This is a genomic window from Micromonospora sp. WMMD882 (genome assembly GCF_027497255.1).
Lineage (GTDB): Bacteria > Actinomycetota > Actinomycetes > Mycobacteriales > Micromonosporaceae > Micromonospora.
The window spans coordinates 6215053-6229175 of record NZ_CP114903.1; the positions used below are offsets into that span (position 1 = coordinate 6215053).

General features: G+C 74.3%; 12 protein-coding genes. All 12 read left to right on the top strand.

The window, feature by feature from the left end:
- Positions 1 to 27: 27 nt before the first annotated feature.
- The 12 genes from O7606_RS26935 (at position 28) to O7606_RS26990 (ending at position 13943) form a co-directional block, all read left to right on the top strand.
- Positions 28 to 1590 (top strand): sugar ABC transporter ATP-binding protein, encoded by a 1563-nt coding sequence (locus O7606_RS26935; protein WP_281596787.1) that lies wholly within the window; start codon positions 28 to 30, stop codon positions 1588 to 1590.
- A 76-nt stretch (positions 1591 to 1666) separates the two neighbouring features.
- The gene (locus O7606_RS26940; RefSeq protein WP_281596788.1) at positions 1667 to 2788 is read left to right on the top strand and encodes an ABC transporter permease; all 1122 of its coding nucleotides are present in this window, start codon (positions 1667 to 1669) and stop codon (positions 2786 to 2788) included.
- A 123-nt stretch (positions 2789 to 2911) separates the two neighbouring features.
- Entirely contained in the window at positions 2912 to 3964 is a 1053-nt protein-coding gene (locus tag O7606_RS26945; protein ID WP_281596789.1) for a substrate-binding domain-containing protein, read from the top strand.
- A 20-nt stretch (positions 3965 to 3984) separates the two neighbouring features.
- Positions 3985 to 5202 carry a Gfo/Idh/MocA family oxidoreductase gene (locus tag O7606_RS26950; protein WP_281596790.1) on the top strand — a complete coding sequence of 406 codons (1218 nt, stop codon included), beginning with the start codon at positions 3985 to 3987 and terminating at the stop codon, positions 5200 to 5202.
- Positions 5203 to 5830: 628 nt separating this feature from the next.
- Positions 5831 to 6991, top strand: a complete 1161-nt coding sequence (locus O7606_RS26955) for an inositol-3-phosphate synthase (protein ID WP_281596791.1) — start codon at positions 5831 to 5833, stop codon at positions 6989 to 6991.
- Entirely contained in the window at positions 6975 to 7832 is an 858-nt protein-coding gene (locus O7606_RS26960) for an SCO3242 family prenyltransferase (protein WP_281596792.1), read from the top strand. Before O7606_RS26955 ends, O7606_RS26960 begins: the two co-directional genes overlap by 17 nt.
- The gene (locus tag O7606_RS26965; protein ID WP_281596793.1) at positions 7829 to 8671 is read left to right on the top strand and encodes a sugar phosphate isomerase/epimerase family protein; all 843 of its coding nucleotides are present in this window, start codon (positions 7829 to 7831) and stop codon (positions 8669 to 8671) included. The genes O7606_RS26960 and O7606_RS26965 overlap by 4 nt, the downstream gene beginning before the upstream one ends.
- Before the next feature lie 99 nt (positions 8672 to 8770).
- Positions 8771 to 9370 (top strand): EboA domain-containing protein, encoded by a 600-nt coding sequence (locus O7606_RS26970; RefSeq protein ID WP_281596794.1) that lies wholly within the window; start codon positions 8771 to 8773, stop codon positions 9368 to 9370.
- Positions 9371 to 9398: 28 nt separating this feature from the next.
- Positions 9399 to 10250, top strand: coding sequence for a TatD family hydrolase (locus O7606_RS26975; RefSeq protein ID WP_281596795.1), 852 nt, complete (start codon positions 9399 to 9401; stop codon positions 10248 to 10250).
- Positions 10250 to 11440, top strand: coding sequence for a metabolite traffic protein EboE (eboE, locus tag O7606_RS26980; RefSeq protein WP_281596796.1), 1191 nt, complete (start codon positions 10250 to 10252; stop codon positions 11438 to 11440). Before O7606_RS26975 ends, eboE begins: the two co-directional genes overlap by 1 nt.
- Positions 11437 to 12873, top strand: coding sequence for a nucleotide pyrophosphatase/phosphodiesterase family protein (locus tag O7606_RS26985; protein WP_281596797.1), 1437 nt, complete (start codon positions 11437 to 11439; stop codon positions 12871 to 12873). The genes eboE and O7606_RS26985 overlap by 4 nt, the downstream gene beginning before the upstream one ends.
- Positions 12873 to 13943, top strand: coding sequence for a polyprenyl synthetase family protein (locus tag O7606_RS26990; protein ID WP_281596798.1), 1071 nt, complete (start codon positions 12873 to 12875; stop codon positions 13941 to 13943). Before O7606_RS26985 ends, O7606_RS26990 begins: the two co-directional genes overlap by 1 nt.
- Positions 13944 to 14123: the final 180 nt, after the last annotated feature.

Sequence of the window (14123 nt, forward strand, 5' to 3'; positions counted from 1 at the left end):
ACAAGAGACGACCAGCCGGGAGGCGGCATGGACAGTCAACCCCTGGTCGGAGCATCCGCCGACACCGTCGTCGGTGACGTGGTGCTGCGACTGACCGACGTGGTCAAGACATTCCCCGGCGTCCGGGCCCTGGACGGCGTGCAGTTGGAGGTGCGGGCGGGCGAGGTGCACTGCCTGCTCGGTCAGAACGGCGCCGGCAAGTCCACCCTGATCAAGGTCCTCGCGGGCGTGCACCGGCCGGACTCCGGGCTGGTCGAGTGGCGGGGCGGGCCGACCGTCTTCGCCAACCCGCAGGCCGCGATGCGCGCCGGCATCGCCACCATCTACCAGGAGCTGGACCTCGTCGAGGATCTCTCGGTCGCGGAGAACGCGTTCCTGGGTCACGAGCCGCGTCGGCTCGGGTTCGTGCGCCGTGGTCACATGGCCCGCCGTACCCGGGAGATCCTGGGTCGGCTCGGCCACCCGGAGATCCCGCCGGGCCGGATGGTCCGGGCGTTGCCGGCAGCCGGCAAGCAGATCGTCAGCATGGCCCGGGCGCTCTCCCACGAGGCCCGGCTGATCATCATGGACGAGCCGAGCGCGGTGCTCGCCCACGACGAGGTGGGCAACCTCTTCCGCATCATCCGGGAGCTGACCGCGCAGGGCATCGCCGTCATCTACATCTCGCACCGGATGGAGGAGATCCGCGAGATCGGCGACCGGGTCACCGTGCTCAAGGACGGCCGCACCACCGCCGCCAACCTGCCCGCCCGGACCACCCCCACCAACGACCTGGTGAGCCGGATGACCGGGCGCAGCATCGAGTACGTCTTCCCGGAGCGCCCGGCCGACGACGGCGTGGGCGACGAGCTGCTCCGGGTCGACGGGCTGAGCCGGGCCGGCGAGTTCAGCGACGTGTCGCTGCGGGTGCGGGCGGGGGAGATCGTGGGCATCGCCGGGCTGGTCGGCTCCGGCCGGTCCGAGGTGCTGGAGACGATCTTCGGCGCCCGCCGGCCGGACGCGGGCACGGTCGCCGTGGCCGGTCGCGCCCTGCGGCCGGGCAGCGTCGGCGCGGCGGTCCGCGCCGGGCTCGGCATGGCCCCGGAGGAGCGCAAGAGCCAGGCGCTGCTGCTCGGTGAGCCGATCTACCGCAACGTCACCCTGGCCACCTTCGCCCGGTTCGCCCGGCTGGGCTTCACCAACGCCGGGCGGGAGCGCGCCGAGGCGAACCGGATCGCCGACCTGCTCGAACTGCGCCCCCGCGACGTGCTGCGCCCGGTGCGGACGCTCTCCGGCGGCAACCAGCAGAAGGTGGTGGTGGGGCGCTGGCTGCTCGGCGACACCCGGCTGCTGCTGCTGGACGAGCCGACCCGGGGCGTGGACGTGGGCGCGCGGGCCGAGCTGTACCAGGTGATCCGGGGGCTGGCCGCCCGGGGCGTCGGGGTGCTGCTGGTCTCCAGCGAGGTGCCCGAGGTGCTCGGTCTGGCCGACCGGGTGCTGGTGATGCGCGAGGGCCGGGTCGTGCGCGAGGCGCCGGCCGGCGAACTTGACGAAGACACCGTGCTCGACCTCGTCATGGCGGGGTCCCTCATGGAAGGCGCGCCGGCATGAGCGCGCGGAGCGAGCGAATCAGACTGATCGGCGCGAACGAGCCTCAGGCCGGCGCCGAGCGCAGCGAGGGGGCGGCATGAGCGACGCGACAGGCACCACGACACCGGAACGGCCCGCCGACCTGCCGGCCCAGTCCCCGCCGGTCAGCAAGGAGGGCACCGAGGCGGCGACCCACCGGGAGCCGGCAACGGGCCGGCTCTCCTTCTGGAAGGGCGACAGCGGTGAGGGCGCCCGACGCAACCTCGGTCTGATCGCCGTCCTGGTCATCCTCGTGATCATCGGGATCGCCACCCGGCCGGACCTCTACTCCAACCCGGACTGGGTGTGGGACAACACCCTCACCATCCTCAAGCTGGCGTCGGTGGTCGGCGTGGTCACGGTCGGCATGACCTTCGTGATCATCGGCGGTGGCATCGACCTCTCGGTCGGGGCGATCGTCGCGCTGGCCGGCGTCTGGTGCACCACCGTCGCCACCCAGAGCTTCGGCGCGGGCGGCATGATCTTCACCGCGGTCGTCGTCGGGTTGTGCGTCGGCCTGGTCAACGGGGTGCTCATCTCGTACGGCAGGCTGGTGCCGTTCATCGCGACGCTGGCGATGCTGGTGGCCGCCCGGGGCCTGGCGGCGGAGATCTCCGACAAGCAGACGCAGGTCTCGGACAACGGCGCCATCAACGGCATCGCCAGCACCAACGTGCTCGGCATCCCGCTGCTGGTCTACATCCTGGCCGCGGTCGTGATCGCCGGTTGGGTGCTGCTCAACCGCACCACCTTCGGCCGGCGTACGGTCGCCGTGGGCGGCAACCCGGAGGCGGCCCGACTGGCCGGCATCAACGTCAAGCGGCACACCGTGCTGCTCTACGCGCTCTCCGGCGTCTGCTGCGGCATCGCCGCCATCATGCTCACCGCCCAGGCCAACTCGGCCCAGGCGGCCATGGCCAACCTGTACGAGCTCGACGCGATCGCCGCCGCGATCATCGGCGGGACGCTGCTCAGCGGCGGCCGGGGCACCGTCGTCGGCTCCCTGCTCGGCGTGATCATCTTCTCCACCATCACCAACCTGTTCGCCATCAACGGGCTCTCCACCGAGGCCCAGAACATGGTCAAGGGCGGCATCATCGTCGCCGCGGTCCTGGTCCAGCAGGTCCAGTACCGCAGCGTCACCGGGTTCTTCAACCGCAACAAGCCCACCGCCGCCTGAGCCGCCCGGCCCCTCGGGGCCGGGCACCCACCAGCGGCCACCGACCCGATCGGACGGTGGCCGGGACCACCACACCTTCCTCAGCCGACATTTCCTCCACCACCTGACCCCCAGGAGGTCACGATGACCACGCAGAGCCGCGACCTGTCGCGTCGCCGGATGCTGTTCGGCACGGCCGCGCTCGGCGCCGGCGCGCTGCTCGCCGGTTGCACCAGCAACGAGACCGAGCCGACCGCCGCGCAGACCAAGGCCGCCGAGACCGGCGGCAACGCCGAGCCCGGCAAGCGCGTCACCATCGGCTTCTCCGCGCCGGCCGCCGACCACGGTTGGATCGCCGCCATCACCAACAACGCCAAGGCCCAGGCGGGGGCGTACTCCGACGTGGAGTTCAAGACCGTCGAGGCCGGCGCGGACGCGGCGGCCCAGCGGGCGGCGCTGTCCACCCTGCTCTCCCAGAAGCCGGACGTGATCGTGCTGCTGCCGCACGACGGCAAGGAGCTCAACGCGTTCGGTCTGGAGGCGATGCAGGCCGGCATCCCGGTGGTCAACCTGGACCGGGCCTTCCCGGACGCCAAGGCGTACCGGACCCAGATCAAGGGCGACAACTACGGCATGGGCGTGGCCGCCGCCAACTTCATGATCGAGCAGTTCAAGGCGAAGGGCGTCAGCGCCCCGATCATCGGCGAGATCGCCGGCATCGACTCGCTGGAGCTGACCCAGGAGCGCTCCAAGGGCTTCGCCGACACCCTGGCCCAGGCCGGGTTCAAGGTGGCCAACCGGCGGGCGGCCGAGTTCACCGCGGACTCCGGCCAGCAGGCCGCCACCGGGCTGCTCCAGGCCCTGCCGAAGATCGACGCCATCTGGAACCACGACGACGACCAGGGCATCGGCGTCCTCGCCGCGGTCAACCAGGCCAGCCGCAGCGAGTTCTTCATGATCGGCGGCGCGGGCTCGAAGAAGGCCATGGAGGACATCCAGGCGGACAACACCGTGCTGAAGGCGACGGTCACCTACAGCCCCTCGATGGCCTCCTCGGCCATCTCCCTGGCGCGGCTGATCGGCCAGGGCAAGGGCATGTCCGACCTGGTGGAACTCCAGGTACCGAAGGAGATCGTGCTCGCCTCGGAGACGATCACCAAGGAGAACGCGGGCGACTACCTGAAGCTCGGGTTCTGACACACAGGGAGAGACCCACCTTGTCCACTGTAAGCAGAGAACTGCGGATCGGCCTGGTCGGCTACGCGTTCATGGGCGCCGCGCACTCGCAGGCGTGGCGCACCGTGAACCGGGTGTACGACCTGCCGGCACGGGCCCGGATGGCGCTGATCTGCGGCCGGGACACCGGGAAGGTGGCCGACGCCGCCGACCGGCTCGGCTGGGACGCGTACACCACCGACTGGCGTGACCTGGTCACCCGGGACGACATCGACGTGGTCGACGTCTGCACGCCCGGCGACAGCCACGCCGAGATCACCCTGGCCGCGTTGGCCGCCGGCAAGCACGTGCTGTGCGAGAAGCCGCTGGCCAACACGGTCGAGGAGGCCCGGGCGATGGTCGCCGCGGCGACGAAGGCCCAGGCCGCCGGGGTCCGGTCGATGTGCGGTTTCAACTACCGTCGGGTGCCCGCCGTCACCATGATGCGGGACCTGGTGGCCAGCGGCCGGCTGGGCGTCATCCGGCACGTCCGCGCGGTCTACCTCCAGGACTGGATCGTCGATCCGCAGTTCCCGCTGGTCTGGCGGTTGCAGAAGGACAGGGCGGGCTCCGGCGCGCTCGGCGACATCGGCGCGCACATCATCGACCTCACCCAGTTCGTGACCGGGCAGCGGATCACCGGGGTCAGCGCGGTGACCGAGACGTTCGTCAAGGAGCGACCGCTGCCGGCGGAGTCCAGCGGGCTGGCCGCCTCCGCGAACGGCGCGGACGGGGCGGAGCCGGCCACCGGGCCGGTCACCGTCGACGACGCGGCGGTCTTCGTCGCCCGGCTCGACGGCGGGGCGCTGGCCACGTACGAGGCGAGCCGGTTCGCCACCGGCCGGAAGAACGCCCTGCGGGTCGAGATCAACGGCTCGCTCGGCACCGTCGTGTTCGACCTGGAACGCCTCAACGAGCTGGAGTTCTACGACGCCACGCGGCCCGCCGCCGAGCAGGGCTTCAGCCGGATCCTGGTCACCGAGGCCGACCACCCGTACATGTCGGCCTGGTGGCCGCCGGGGCACATCATCGGCTACGAGCACTCCTTCACCCACCAGATGCGTGACCTGGTCGAGGCGATCGCCACCGGCGTCGACCCGACCCCCTCCTTCGTCGACGCGTTGCAGGTCCAGCTCGTGCTGGACGCGGTGACGCGGTCGGCGGAGGCGGGCTCGTCCTGGACCGGGGTGGAACCGGCGCTGGCGCCGGTGAACGCCTGACCGGCGGGCCGCCGACCACCTGGCCGGCGGCCCACCCGGCTCCTGCCCATCCACCGTGGCGTCGGCCGTGCGGCCGGCGCCACCCGAGGACTTTCCGGACCGACCGGCGAGGGCCGGCCGCGGTTGCGCCCCGCGGCCGGGACGAGGTCGGCGCCGGAGAGGGCGTGCCCACCGGTTGAGGTGGCGCACGGCAGCACGACGGCCGTCCGGCGCGGCCGGACCGGGATTCCCCGGTCGCGCCGGACGACCCGGCCCTGGCACTGTCCACCACCACCACGGAGGAACAGATGGCCCCGTCACACCGTCCACCCGGCCACCGGCGACCCGGCCGACGCACGCCCTGACAGACGTCCGCCCGGGGCGGTGCCAGCGTCCCGACCGGCGGGCGGGGCGGGCAGGGCCGAGACGCCGAACGGCCCTGCCGGCCTGCCCCGTCCGTCCCCACCCGATCGGGTCCGCGGGCCGGCGGCGACGCCGCCGACGCCGCCGCCGGTTCCCCGGCGCTCTCCCGAGCGGGCGGACGGACGGGGCATCCGCCGGGCCGCTCCAGCAGCTTCCGGACCGTCGGATGTCGTTCCCGTCGACATCTGATATCCATGAAACTCACTGTGTTGTCGAAGGGGGCGCCATGCGTACGGGGGTCTGGCTGGTAGGAGCACGCGGCTCCGTCGCGACCACCAGCATCGTCGGGGCGCTCGCCCTGCGCGCCGGCCTGACCGGGCCGACCGGCTGCGTCACCGAACTCCCCGGAGTCCGGGGCCCCGCCCTGCCCACCTTCGCCGACCTGGTCTTCGGCGGGCACGACGTCGCCGCCACCCCGCTGGTCAAGAAGGCCGAGTCGCTGGCGGCGGCCGGCGTGCTGCCCGGCCGGCTGGTCGACGCCCTCCCCGACGAGCTGGCCGCCGTCGAGGCGGAGATCCGCCCGGCCCCCACCGGGGACACGCAGGCCGACCAGATCGCCGCGACCGTCCGCGACCTGGCGTCGTTCCGCGACCGGCACGGGCTGGCCCGGGTCGTGGTGGTCAACGTCTCCGCCACCGAGCCGGTCGCCACGCCGCACCCGGCGCACGCCGACCCGGCCGCCCTGCGGACCGCGCTCGCCGGCCCCGACGACGTGCTGCCGGCCAGCTCCCGGTACGCGTACGCGGCGTTCACCGCCGGCTGCCCGTACGTCGACTTCACCCCGTCGACCGGGGCCCGGCTGCCGGCCCTGACGGCGCTGGCCGCCGAGCGCGGCCTGCCGTACGCCGGGCACGACGGCAAGACCGGGGAGACCCTGGTCAAGTCGGTGCTCGCGCCGATGTTCGCGATGCGGCACCTGGCCGTGCGTTCCTGGTCGGGCGCGAACCTGCTCGGCGGCGGCGACGGGGCCACCCTCGCCGACCCGGCCGCCAACGCCGCGAAGGCCGCCAGCAAGCAGCGCGTGCTCGCCGAGACGCTCGGCTACCAGCCGCAGGGCACCACCCGGATCGAGTACGTCGAGGACCTGGGCGACTTCAAGACCGCCTGGGACCTGGTCACCTTCAGCGGCTTCCTCGGCACCGGCATGCGGATGGAGTTCACCTGGCACGGCTGCGACTCCGCGCTGGCTGCCCCGCTGGTGCTCGACCTGGCCCGGCTCACCGCCGCCGCGCACGCCGCCGGCCACACCGGCCCCCTGGCCGACCTGGCGTTCTTCTTCAAGGACCCGCTGGACGCCGCCACCCACTCGCTCGCCGAGCAGTGGCAGCGTCTGACCGCGTACGCGGCCCGACTGCACGCCGGAGGCTCCCGTGCCGACGCTGGCTGACCTCGCCGAGCTGGTCCGGGCGCCGGCCGCCCTGTCGGTGCCCGGCGACGTGCTGGCCGGCGCGGCGGCGGCCGGGACGCTCGGGCCGCGCACGCCCGCGCTGGCCGGCGCGTCGGTGCTGCTCTACTGGGCCGGCATGGCCGCCAACGACTGGGCCGACCGGGGCCTGGACGCGGTCGAACGCCCGGAACGGCCGATCCCCGGCGGCCGGATCGCCCCGGCCACCGCGTTCGGGGTCGCCGCCGGGCTGACCGCCGCCGGGGTGGCGCTCGCCGCCGCCGCCGGGGGCCGCCGGGCCGCCGCCGTCGCGGTGCCGCTGGCCGCCAGCGTCTGGGGTTACGACCTGGCCGCCAAGAACACCGCCGCCGGCCCGGCCGTGATGGCCGCCTGCCGGGGGCTGGACGTGCTGCTCGGCGCGTCGGGCGGCCGGCTCGTGCGGGCCGTGCCGGCGGCGGTCACCGTCGCCGCGCACACCTGGACGGTCACCGCGCTGTCCCGCCGCGAGGTCACCGGCGCCGACCAGCTCCTGCCGGCGCGTACCCTGGCCGGCACCGCGGTGGTCGCGGCCAGCGCGGTGGCCACCCGCCGGCCGACCCGCGCGGACGTCCTGCCGGCCGCGCTGACCGCCTGGTACGCGGCCCGCTACGGCGGCGCCCAGGCCCGGGTGTACGCCGACCCGTCCGCCGGTCGGGTCCGCGCGGCCGTCGGCGCCGGCATCACCGGGCTGCCCGCCCTCCAGGGGGCGCTGACCGCCCGGGCCGGCGCGGGCTGGCTGGGGATCGCCGTGGCCGCCGCCGCGCCGCTGGCCCGCCGGCTCGCCCGGAAGGTCTCGCCGACATGACCGGCCGGCTCCGGTTCGGGTACGGCACCAACGGCTTCGCCAACCACCGCCTCGACGACGCGCTGGCCCTGCTGGCCGACCTCGGCTACCAGGGGGTCGCGTTGACCCTGGACCACGCCCACCTCGACCCGTTCGCGGCCGGGCTGGCCGCCCGCACCGCCGCCGTACGCCGTCGGCTGGAGAGCCTCGGCCTGACCGTGGTCGTCGAGACCGGCGCGCGTTACCTGCTCGACCCGTGGGAGAAGCACGCGCCGACGCTGCTGCACGACGACCCGGCCCGGCGGATCGAGTTCCTGCGCCGGGCCGTCCGGGTCGGCGCGGACCTGGGCGCGGAGGCGGTGTCGTTCTGGGCCGGCGTCCGACCCGGCCCGGTCGCCCCCGAGGTGGCCTGGGACCGGCTGTTCGCCGGCTGCGCCGAGATCGTCGCCGTCGCCGACGCGGCCGGGGTGCCGCTGGGCTTCGAGCCGGAGCCGGGCATGCTCGTCGAGTCGATCGCCGACTGGCGGCGGCTGCGCGACGCGCTCGGCGCGCCGCCCGGCTTCGGCATCACCCTCGACATCGGACACTGCCGCTGCCTGGAGCCGCAGCCGGTGCCGGACTGCGTCACCGACGTCGCCGGGCACCTGGTCAACGTGCAGATCGACGACATGGTCCGGGGAGTGCACGAGCACCTGGAGTTCGGCGCCGGGGAGATCGACTTCCCGCCGGTGCTGCGGGCGCTGGCCGACGCCGGCTACCGGGGCCTGGTCGGGGTGGAGCTGCCCCGGCACTCGCACGCCGCCCCGACGGTGGCCGCCCGGTCGATCGAGTTCCTCCGCGCCGCCGCCCGCGCCGGCTGACCCGGCGGGGCAGGGCAGGGCCCCTCGTCGTCGCCTGCGGTAGAGAAAGGGCCCCCTCCTTGCACCTCGGCAGGGGACGAAACGGAAGGGAGACGGGAAATGACACCGGACGAGCTTCGGGCGGCGCTGCGGGACGTACCCGATCCGGGGTGGCTGGCCGCGGCGGAACGGGACGTGGCCACCGACCCGACCACCCTCGGTCGGCACGTGGCCGCCGCCGGGCGGCGCTGCGGCCGGGGCCCGCTGCCCGGCCGGCCCGACTGGACCGTCGACGACGCGGCCCGGGCGCTGCTGCTGACCGCGTTGCCCGCCGACCACGCCACCTGGGCCACCACCGTCTACCGGCAGGGCGACGCGGCGGAGAAGCGGGCCGTGCTGCGCGCCCTGCCGATGCTGCCGGTCGGTGACGCGGGCGTGCCGCTGCTGCACGACGCGATCCGCACCAACGACACCCGGCTGGTCGCCGCCGCGCTCGGCCCGTACGCCCGACGTCTGGACCCGCCGGCCTGGCGGCAGGCCGTCCTCAAGTGCGTCTTCATGGATGTCCCGCTCGACGTCGTCGCCGACCTCGACGAACGGGCCGACGCCGAGCTGGCGGTCATGCTCGGCGGACTGGCCGACGAACGCCGGGACGCCGGCCGGTCGATGCCCGCCGACGCCACCGAACTGCTCCACCGGCTCCGCGCCAGGCAGGCGTGAGGGCCGGCACCGTCCCAGGGGAGGCCCGATGCGAATCTTCGACCCGCACATCCACATGACGTCCCGCACCACCGACGACTACGAGCGGATGGCCGCCGCCGGGGTCCGCGCGGTGGTCGAGCCGGCGTTCTGGCTGGGCCAACCGCGCACCAACCCGGGGTCGTTCACCGACTACTTCGACTCGCTTGTCGGCTGGGAGCCGTTCCGGGCCGGGCAGTTCGGGGTACGGCACCACGCCACCGTCGCGCTCAACCCGAAGGAGGCCAACGACCCGCGCTGCCGGCCGGTGCTCGACCTGCTCCCGCGCTACCTGGAGAAGGACGGCGTGGTCGCGGTCGGCGAGATCGGGTACGACTCGATGACCCCGGAGGAGGACGAGGTGTTCGCCGCCCAGCTCGCCCTGGCGGTGGCGCACGACCTGCCGGCGCTGGTGCACACCCCGCACCGGGACAAGGCCCGGGGCACCGAGCGCAGCCTCGCCGTGGTCGCCGAGTCCGGCATCGACCCGGGCCGGGTGGTGATCGACCACCTCAACGAGGTGACTGTCCAGGTGGTCCGGGAGAGCGGTTGCTGGGCCGGTTTCTCGATCTACCCGGACACCAAGATGTCCCCGCCGCGCATGGTCGAGCTGCTGCGCCACTACGGCCCGGAGCGGATGCTGGTGAACTCGGCGGCCGACTGGGGCCGCTCCGACCCGCTGCTGACCCGGGTCACCGGCGAGGCGATGCTGGCGGCCGGGTTCTCCGACGACGACGTCGACTGGGTGCTGTGGCGCAACCCGGTGGAGTTCTACGGCCAGTCCGGCCGGCTGGACCTGACCGACCTGGACGCCCCCGGGCCCACCTTCGCGGGCAACTCGATCCTGCGCGGGGGCTCGTGATGCGGCTGCGGCACGCCGACGGCAGCGCCGTCCACGTCAGCTACTGCACCAACGTGCACCCCGCCGAGGAGCTGCCCGGCGTCCTCGCCCAGCTCGACACGTACGCCACGCCGGTGCGGGAGCGGCTCGGCGTGGACCGGCTCGGCCTCGGCCTGTGGCTGGCCGCCCCGGTCGCCGCCGAGCTGGCCGCCGACCCGACGGCCCGCGCCCGGCTGCGGCACGAGCTGACCGTACGGGGGCTGGAGGTGGTGACGCTCAACGGCTTCCCGTACGCGGCGTTCCAGGCCCCGGTGGTCAAGGGCGACGTGTACCACCCGGACTGGGCGACGCCGCAGCGGCTGGCGTACACCCTGGACCTGGCCCGGGTGCTGGCCGACCTGCTGCCCGACGACGCGGCCCGGGGCTCGGTGTCCACCCTGCCGCTGGCCTGGCGGACCCCGTGGGACGCCGACCGGGCGGACGCCGCCCGCCGCCGGCTGGACGAGCTGGCCGCCGGTCTGGCCGTGGTCGAGCGGGACACCGGCCGCCCGGTGCGGGTCGGCTTCGAGCCGGAGCCGGGCTGCGTGGTGGAGAGCACCGGCCAGGCGGCCACCGCGCTGGCCGGGGTGGACTCCGACCGGCTGGGCGTCTGCCTGGACCTGGCCCACCTGGCGTGCGCCTGGGAGGAGCCGGCCGCCGCGCTGGCCCGGCTGCGCGCCGCCGGCCTGCCGGTGGTGAAGGTGCAGGTCTCCGCCGCCATCGAGGCCGCCGACCCGGCCGCGCACGCCGACGAGCTGCGCCGTTGGGTGGAGCCGAGGTTCCTGCACCAGACCCGGTCGGCCGGCTGCGCGCACGCCGCCGACCCGGCCGATCCGGCGTACGCCGCCGACGACCTGGACGCCGCCCTCGACGCCGGGCTGCCGGACGCCTGGCGGGTGCACTACCACGTGCCGCTGCACGCCCCACCGGAGCCGCCGCTGGGCTCCACCGTCGCGGTGCTGCGCGCCGCCCTGGCCGAGCTGCTGGGCGGCCCGGTGGCCGGCTGTGACCACCTGGACGTCGAGACGTACACCTGGGGGGTGCTGCCGGCGGCCCGACGGCCGCGCACGGACGCGGAGCTGGCCGCCGGTATCGCCGCCGAACTGGCCTTCACCCGAGACGAGCTGACGGCGCTGGGCCTGACCGCGCCGGCGGAGGTGGTGCACTCATGAGTCGCAAGGTGGTCGTGTTGAACGTGGTCGGGTTGACTCCCCGGCTGCTGGCCCACATGCCGAGCCTGCGGGCGGTGGCCGAGGGCGGGTTCACCGCGCCGCTGGGCACGGTGCTGCCGGCGGTGACCTGTTCGGCGCAGTCGACGTTCCTCACCGGTGAGCTGCCCGCCGGGCACGGCGTGGTCGGCAACGGCTGGTACTTCCGGGACCTGGGCGAGGTGCTGCTGTGGCGGCAGCACAACGCGCTGGTCGGCGGGGACAAGATCTGGGACGCGGCCCGTCGCGCCCGGCCCGGCTACACGGTGGCGAACATCTGCTGGTGGTACGCGATGGGCGCGGACGTGGACTGGACGGTGACCCCGCGGCCGGTCTACCACGCCGACGGGCGCAAGGAGCCGGACTGCTACACGTACCCGCCGGAGCTGCACGACCGGCTGACCGCGAAGCTGGGCACCTTCCCGCTGTTCACCTACTGGGGGCCGGGCGCGGGCATCGCCTCGTCGCGGTGGATCTGCCGGGCCGCCGAGCAGGTGATGGCCGACCACGACCCGGATCTGACCCTGGTCTACGTCCCGCACCTGGACTACGACCTGCAACGCTTCGGGCCGTCCGCGCCGCAGGCCGCCGCCGCGGCGGCCGAGCTGGACGGGGTGCTCGCCCCGCTGCTGGACGCCGCCCGCCGCCGGGACGCCACGGTGGTGGTGCTCTCCGAGTACGGCATCACCGAGGTGTCCACCCCGGTGCACGTCAACCGGCTGCTGCGCGCCGAGGGGCTGCTGCGGGTGCACACCCAGGAGGGCATGGAGTACCTGGACCCGTGGACCTCGCGGGCGTTCGCCGTCGCCGACCACCAGGTGGCCCACGTGTACGTGAAGGATCCGGCGGACGTGCCGCTGGTGGCGAAGCTCTGCGCCGGCCTGCCCGGGGTGGCCGAGGTGCTCGACGCCGAGGGCAAGGCGGCGCACGGGCTGGACCACGAGCGCGCCGGTGAGCTGGTGCTGGTGGCCGAGCCGGCGGCCTGGTTCACGTACTACTACTGGCTGGACGACCGCCGCGCGCCGGACTTCGCCCGGCTGGTGGAGATCCACCGTAAGCCCGGGTACGACCCGGCGGAGCTGCTGTTCGACCCGGCCGCGCCGGGGGCGGCGAAGCGTCGGGCCGGGATCGCGTTGGCCCGCAAGAAGCTCGGCATGCGGTACCTGATGAGCGTGGTCGGGCTGGACGCGGGGGCCCGGGCGGTCCGTGGCTCGCACGGCCGGCTGCCGACGGACGACGCGGACGCCCCGGTGCTGCTCTGCTCCGATCCGGCCGCCGCCCGGGAGCGGGTCGGGGCGACCGCCGTGAAGGGTCTGCTGCTGGAGTTGGCCGGCCTGTCGTCGGGGCGGGTGGCGGACGGCGCCGGACCGGTCGGCCCCGCCGGGGAGGCCGGCTGATGACGGTCACCGCCGAGTCGGAGACCGACGCGGGCCGGTTGCGGGCCCGCTTCGACGCCGCGTTGACCGCCTTCCTGGAACGGCAGGACCCGGACTGGCCGGACGGGGCGCCCCGGGGGGTCTTCACCATCCTGCACCGCTTCGTGTTGGCTGGCGGGAAGCGGCTGCGTCCGCTGTTCTGCTACTGGGGTTGGCGCGGGGCGGGCGGGCCGGACGGCGCGCCGATCGTGGTCGCCGCGGCGGCCCTGGAGCTGTTCCACGCGTTCGCGCTGATCCACGACGACATCCTGGACGGCAGCGACCAGCGGCGCGGCGAGCCGTCGGTGCACCGGCTCTTCGCCGACCTGCACGCCCGGTCCGCCTGGCGGGGTGATCCCGCCGCGTACGGCCGCAACATCGCGTTGCTCTGCGGCGACCTCTGCGCCGCCTGGTCGGACCAGATGTTCCACGAGTGCGGGCTGACCGTGGAGGAGGTGCACCGAGGGTACGGCGTGTTCGCCCGGATGCGGACCGAGGTGATCGCGGGGGAGTACCTCGACCTGGTCTCCGGGGTGGGCGACGGCTCGGTGGCCAGCGCGCTCACCGTGATCCGGATGAAGGCCGCCCGCTACACGGTGACCCGGCCGTTGCAGATCGGGGCGGCGCTGGCCGGGGCCGAGCCGGACGTGCTCGCCGCGCTCACCGAGTTCGGCGACCCGCTCGGTGACGCGTTCCAGCTCCGCGACGACGTGCTCGGCGTCTTCGGTGATCCGGCGGTGACCGGCAAGTCGGTCCTGGACGACCTGCGGGAGGGCAAGCCGACGGTGATGATGGCGCTGGCCCGGGACGCCGCCGACCGGCCGCAGACCGCCCGACTGCGCGAGCTGTTCGGTAATCCGACGTTGGACGCCGACGGCGCGGCCGAGCTACGCGAGATCATCGTGACGACCGGGGCCCGGGACCAGATCGAGCGGATGATCACGGTTCGCGCCGACGCTGCCCTGGCTGCCCTGGAACGCGCCCCGGTCACGTCGGAGGCGCGGCAGGTGCTGGCCGAGCTCGCCACCCAGACCATTCACCGCCAGTCCTGAGCGTCCGGTCCTCTCGTCCGGGGCGGCCTGCGGCCGCCGCCGGTCCGGCCGCCGTCCCGCCGTCTCAGCCCTGCGGAGGCGGGGGCTTTTCGCGGTTCGAGCAGAAGTGCGCCGTGGTCGGGCAGAAGGGTATGGACAGCGGGATCGAAACCGCTTAATGTCTTCGCCATCCCGAAAATG

Bases quoted from the DNA above. Each gene is read 5' to 3' on its own strand.
- O7606_RS26955 (WP_281596791.1), top strand. From the start codon at position 5,831: ATGCGTACGGGGGTCTGGCTGGTAGGAGCACGCGGCTCCGTCGCGACC.
- O7606_RS26940 (WP_281596788.1), top strand. From the start codon at position 1,667: ATGAGCGACGCGACAGGCACCACGACACCGGAACGGCCCGCCGACCTG.
- O7606_RS26975 (WP_281596795.1), top strand. From the start codon at position 9,399: ATGCGAATCTTCGACCCGCACATCCACATGACGTCCCGCACCACCGAC.
- O7606_RS26990 (WP_281596798.1), top strand. From the start codon at position 12,873: ATGACGGTCACCGCCGAGTCGGAGACCGACGCGGGCCGGTTGCGGGCC.
- O7606_RS26970 (WP_281596794.1), top strand. From the start codon at position 8,771: ATGACACCGGACGAGCTTCGGGCGGCGCTGCGGGACGTACCCGATCCG.
- O7606_RS26965 (WP_281596793.1), top strand. From the start codon at position 7,829: ATGACCGGCCGGCTCCGGTTCGGGTACGGCACCAACGGCTTCGCCAAC.
- O7606_RS26985 (WP_281596797.1), top strand. From the start codon at position 11,437: ATGAGTCGCAAGGTGGTCGTGTTGAACGTGGTCGGGTTGACTCCCCGG.
- O7606_RS26935 (WP_281596787.1), top strand. From the start codon at position 28: ATGGACAGTCAACCCCTGGTCGGAGCATCCGCCGACACCGTCGTCGGT.
- eboE (WP_281596796.1), top strand. From the start codon at position 10,250: ATGCGGCTGCGGCACGCCGACGGCAGCGCCGTCCACGTCAGCTACTGC.
- O7606_RS26945 (WP_281596789.1), top strand. From the start codon at position 2,912: ATGACCACGCAGAGCCGCGACCTGTCGCGTCGCCGGATGCTGTTCGGC.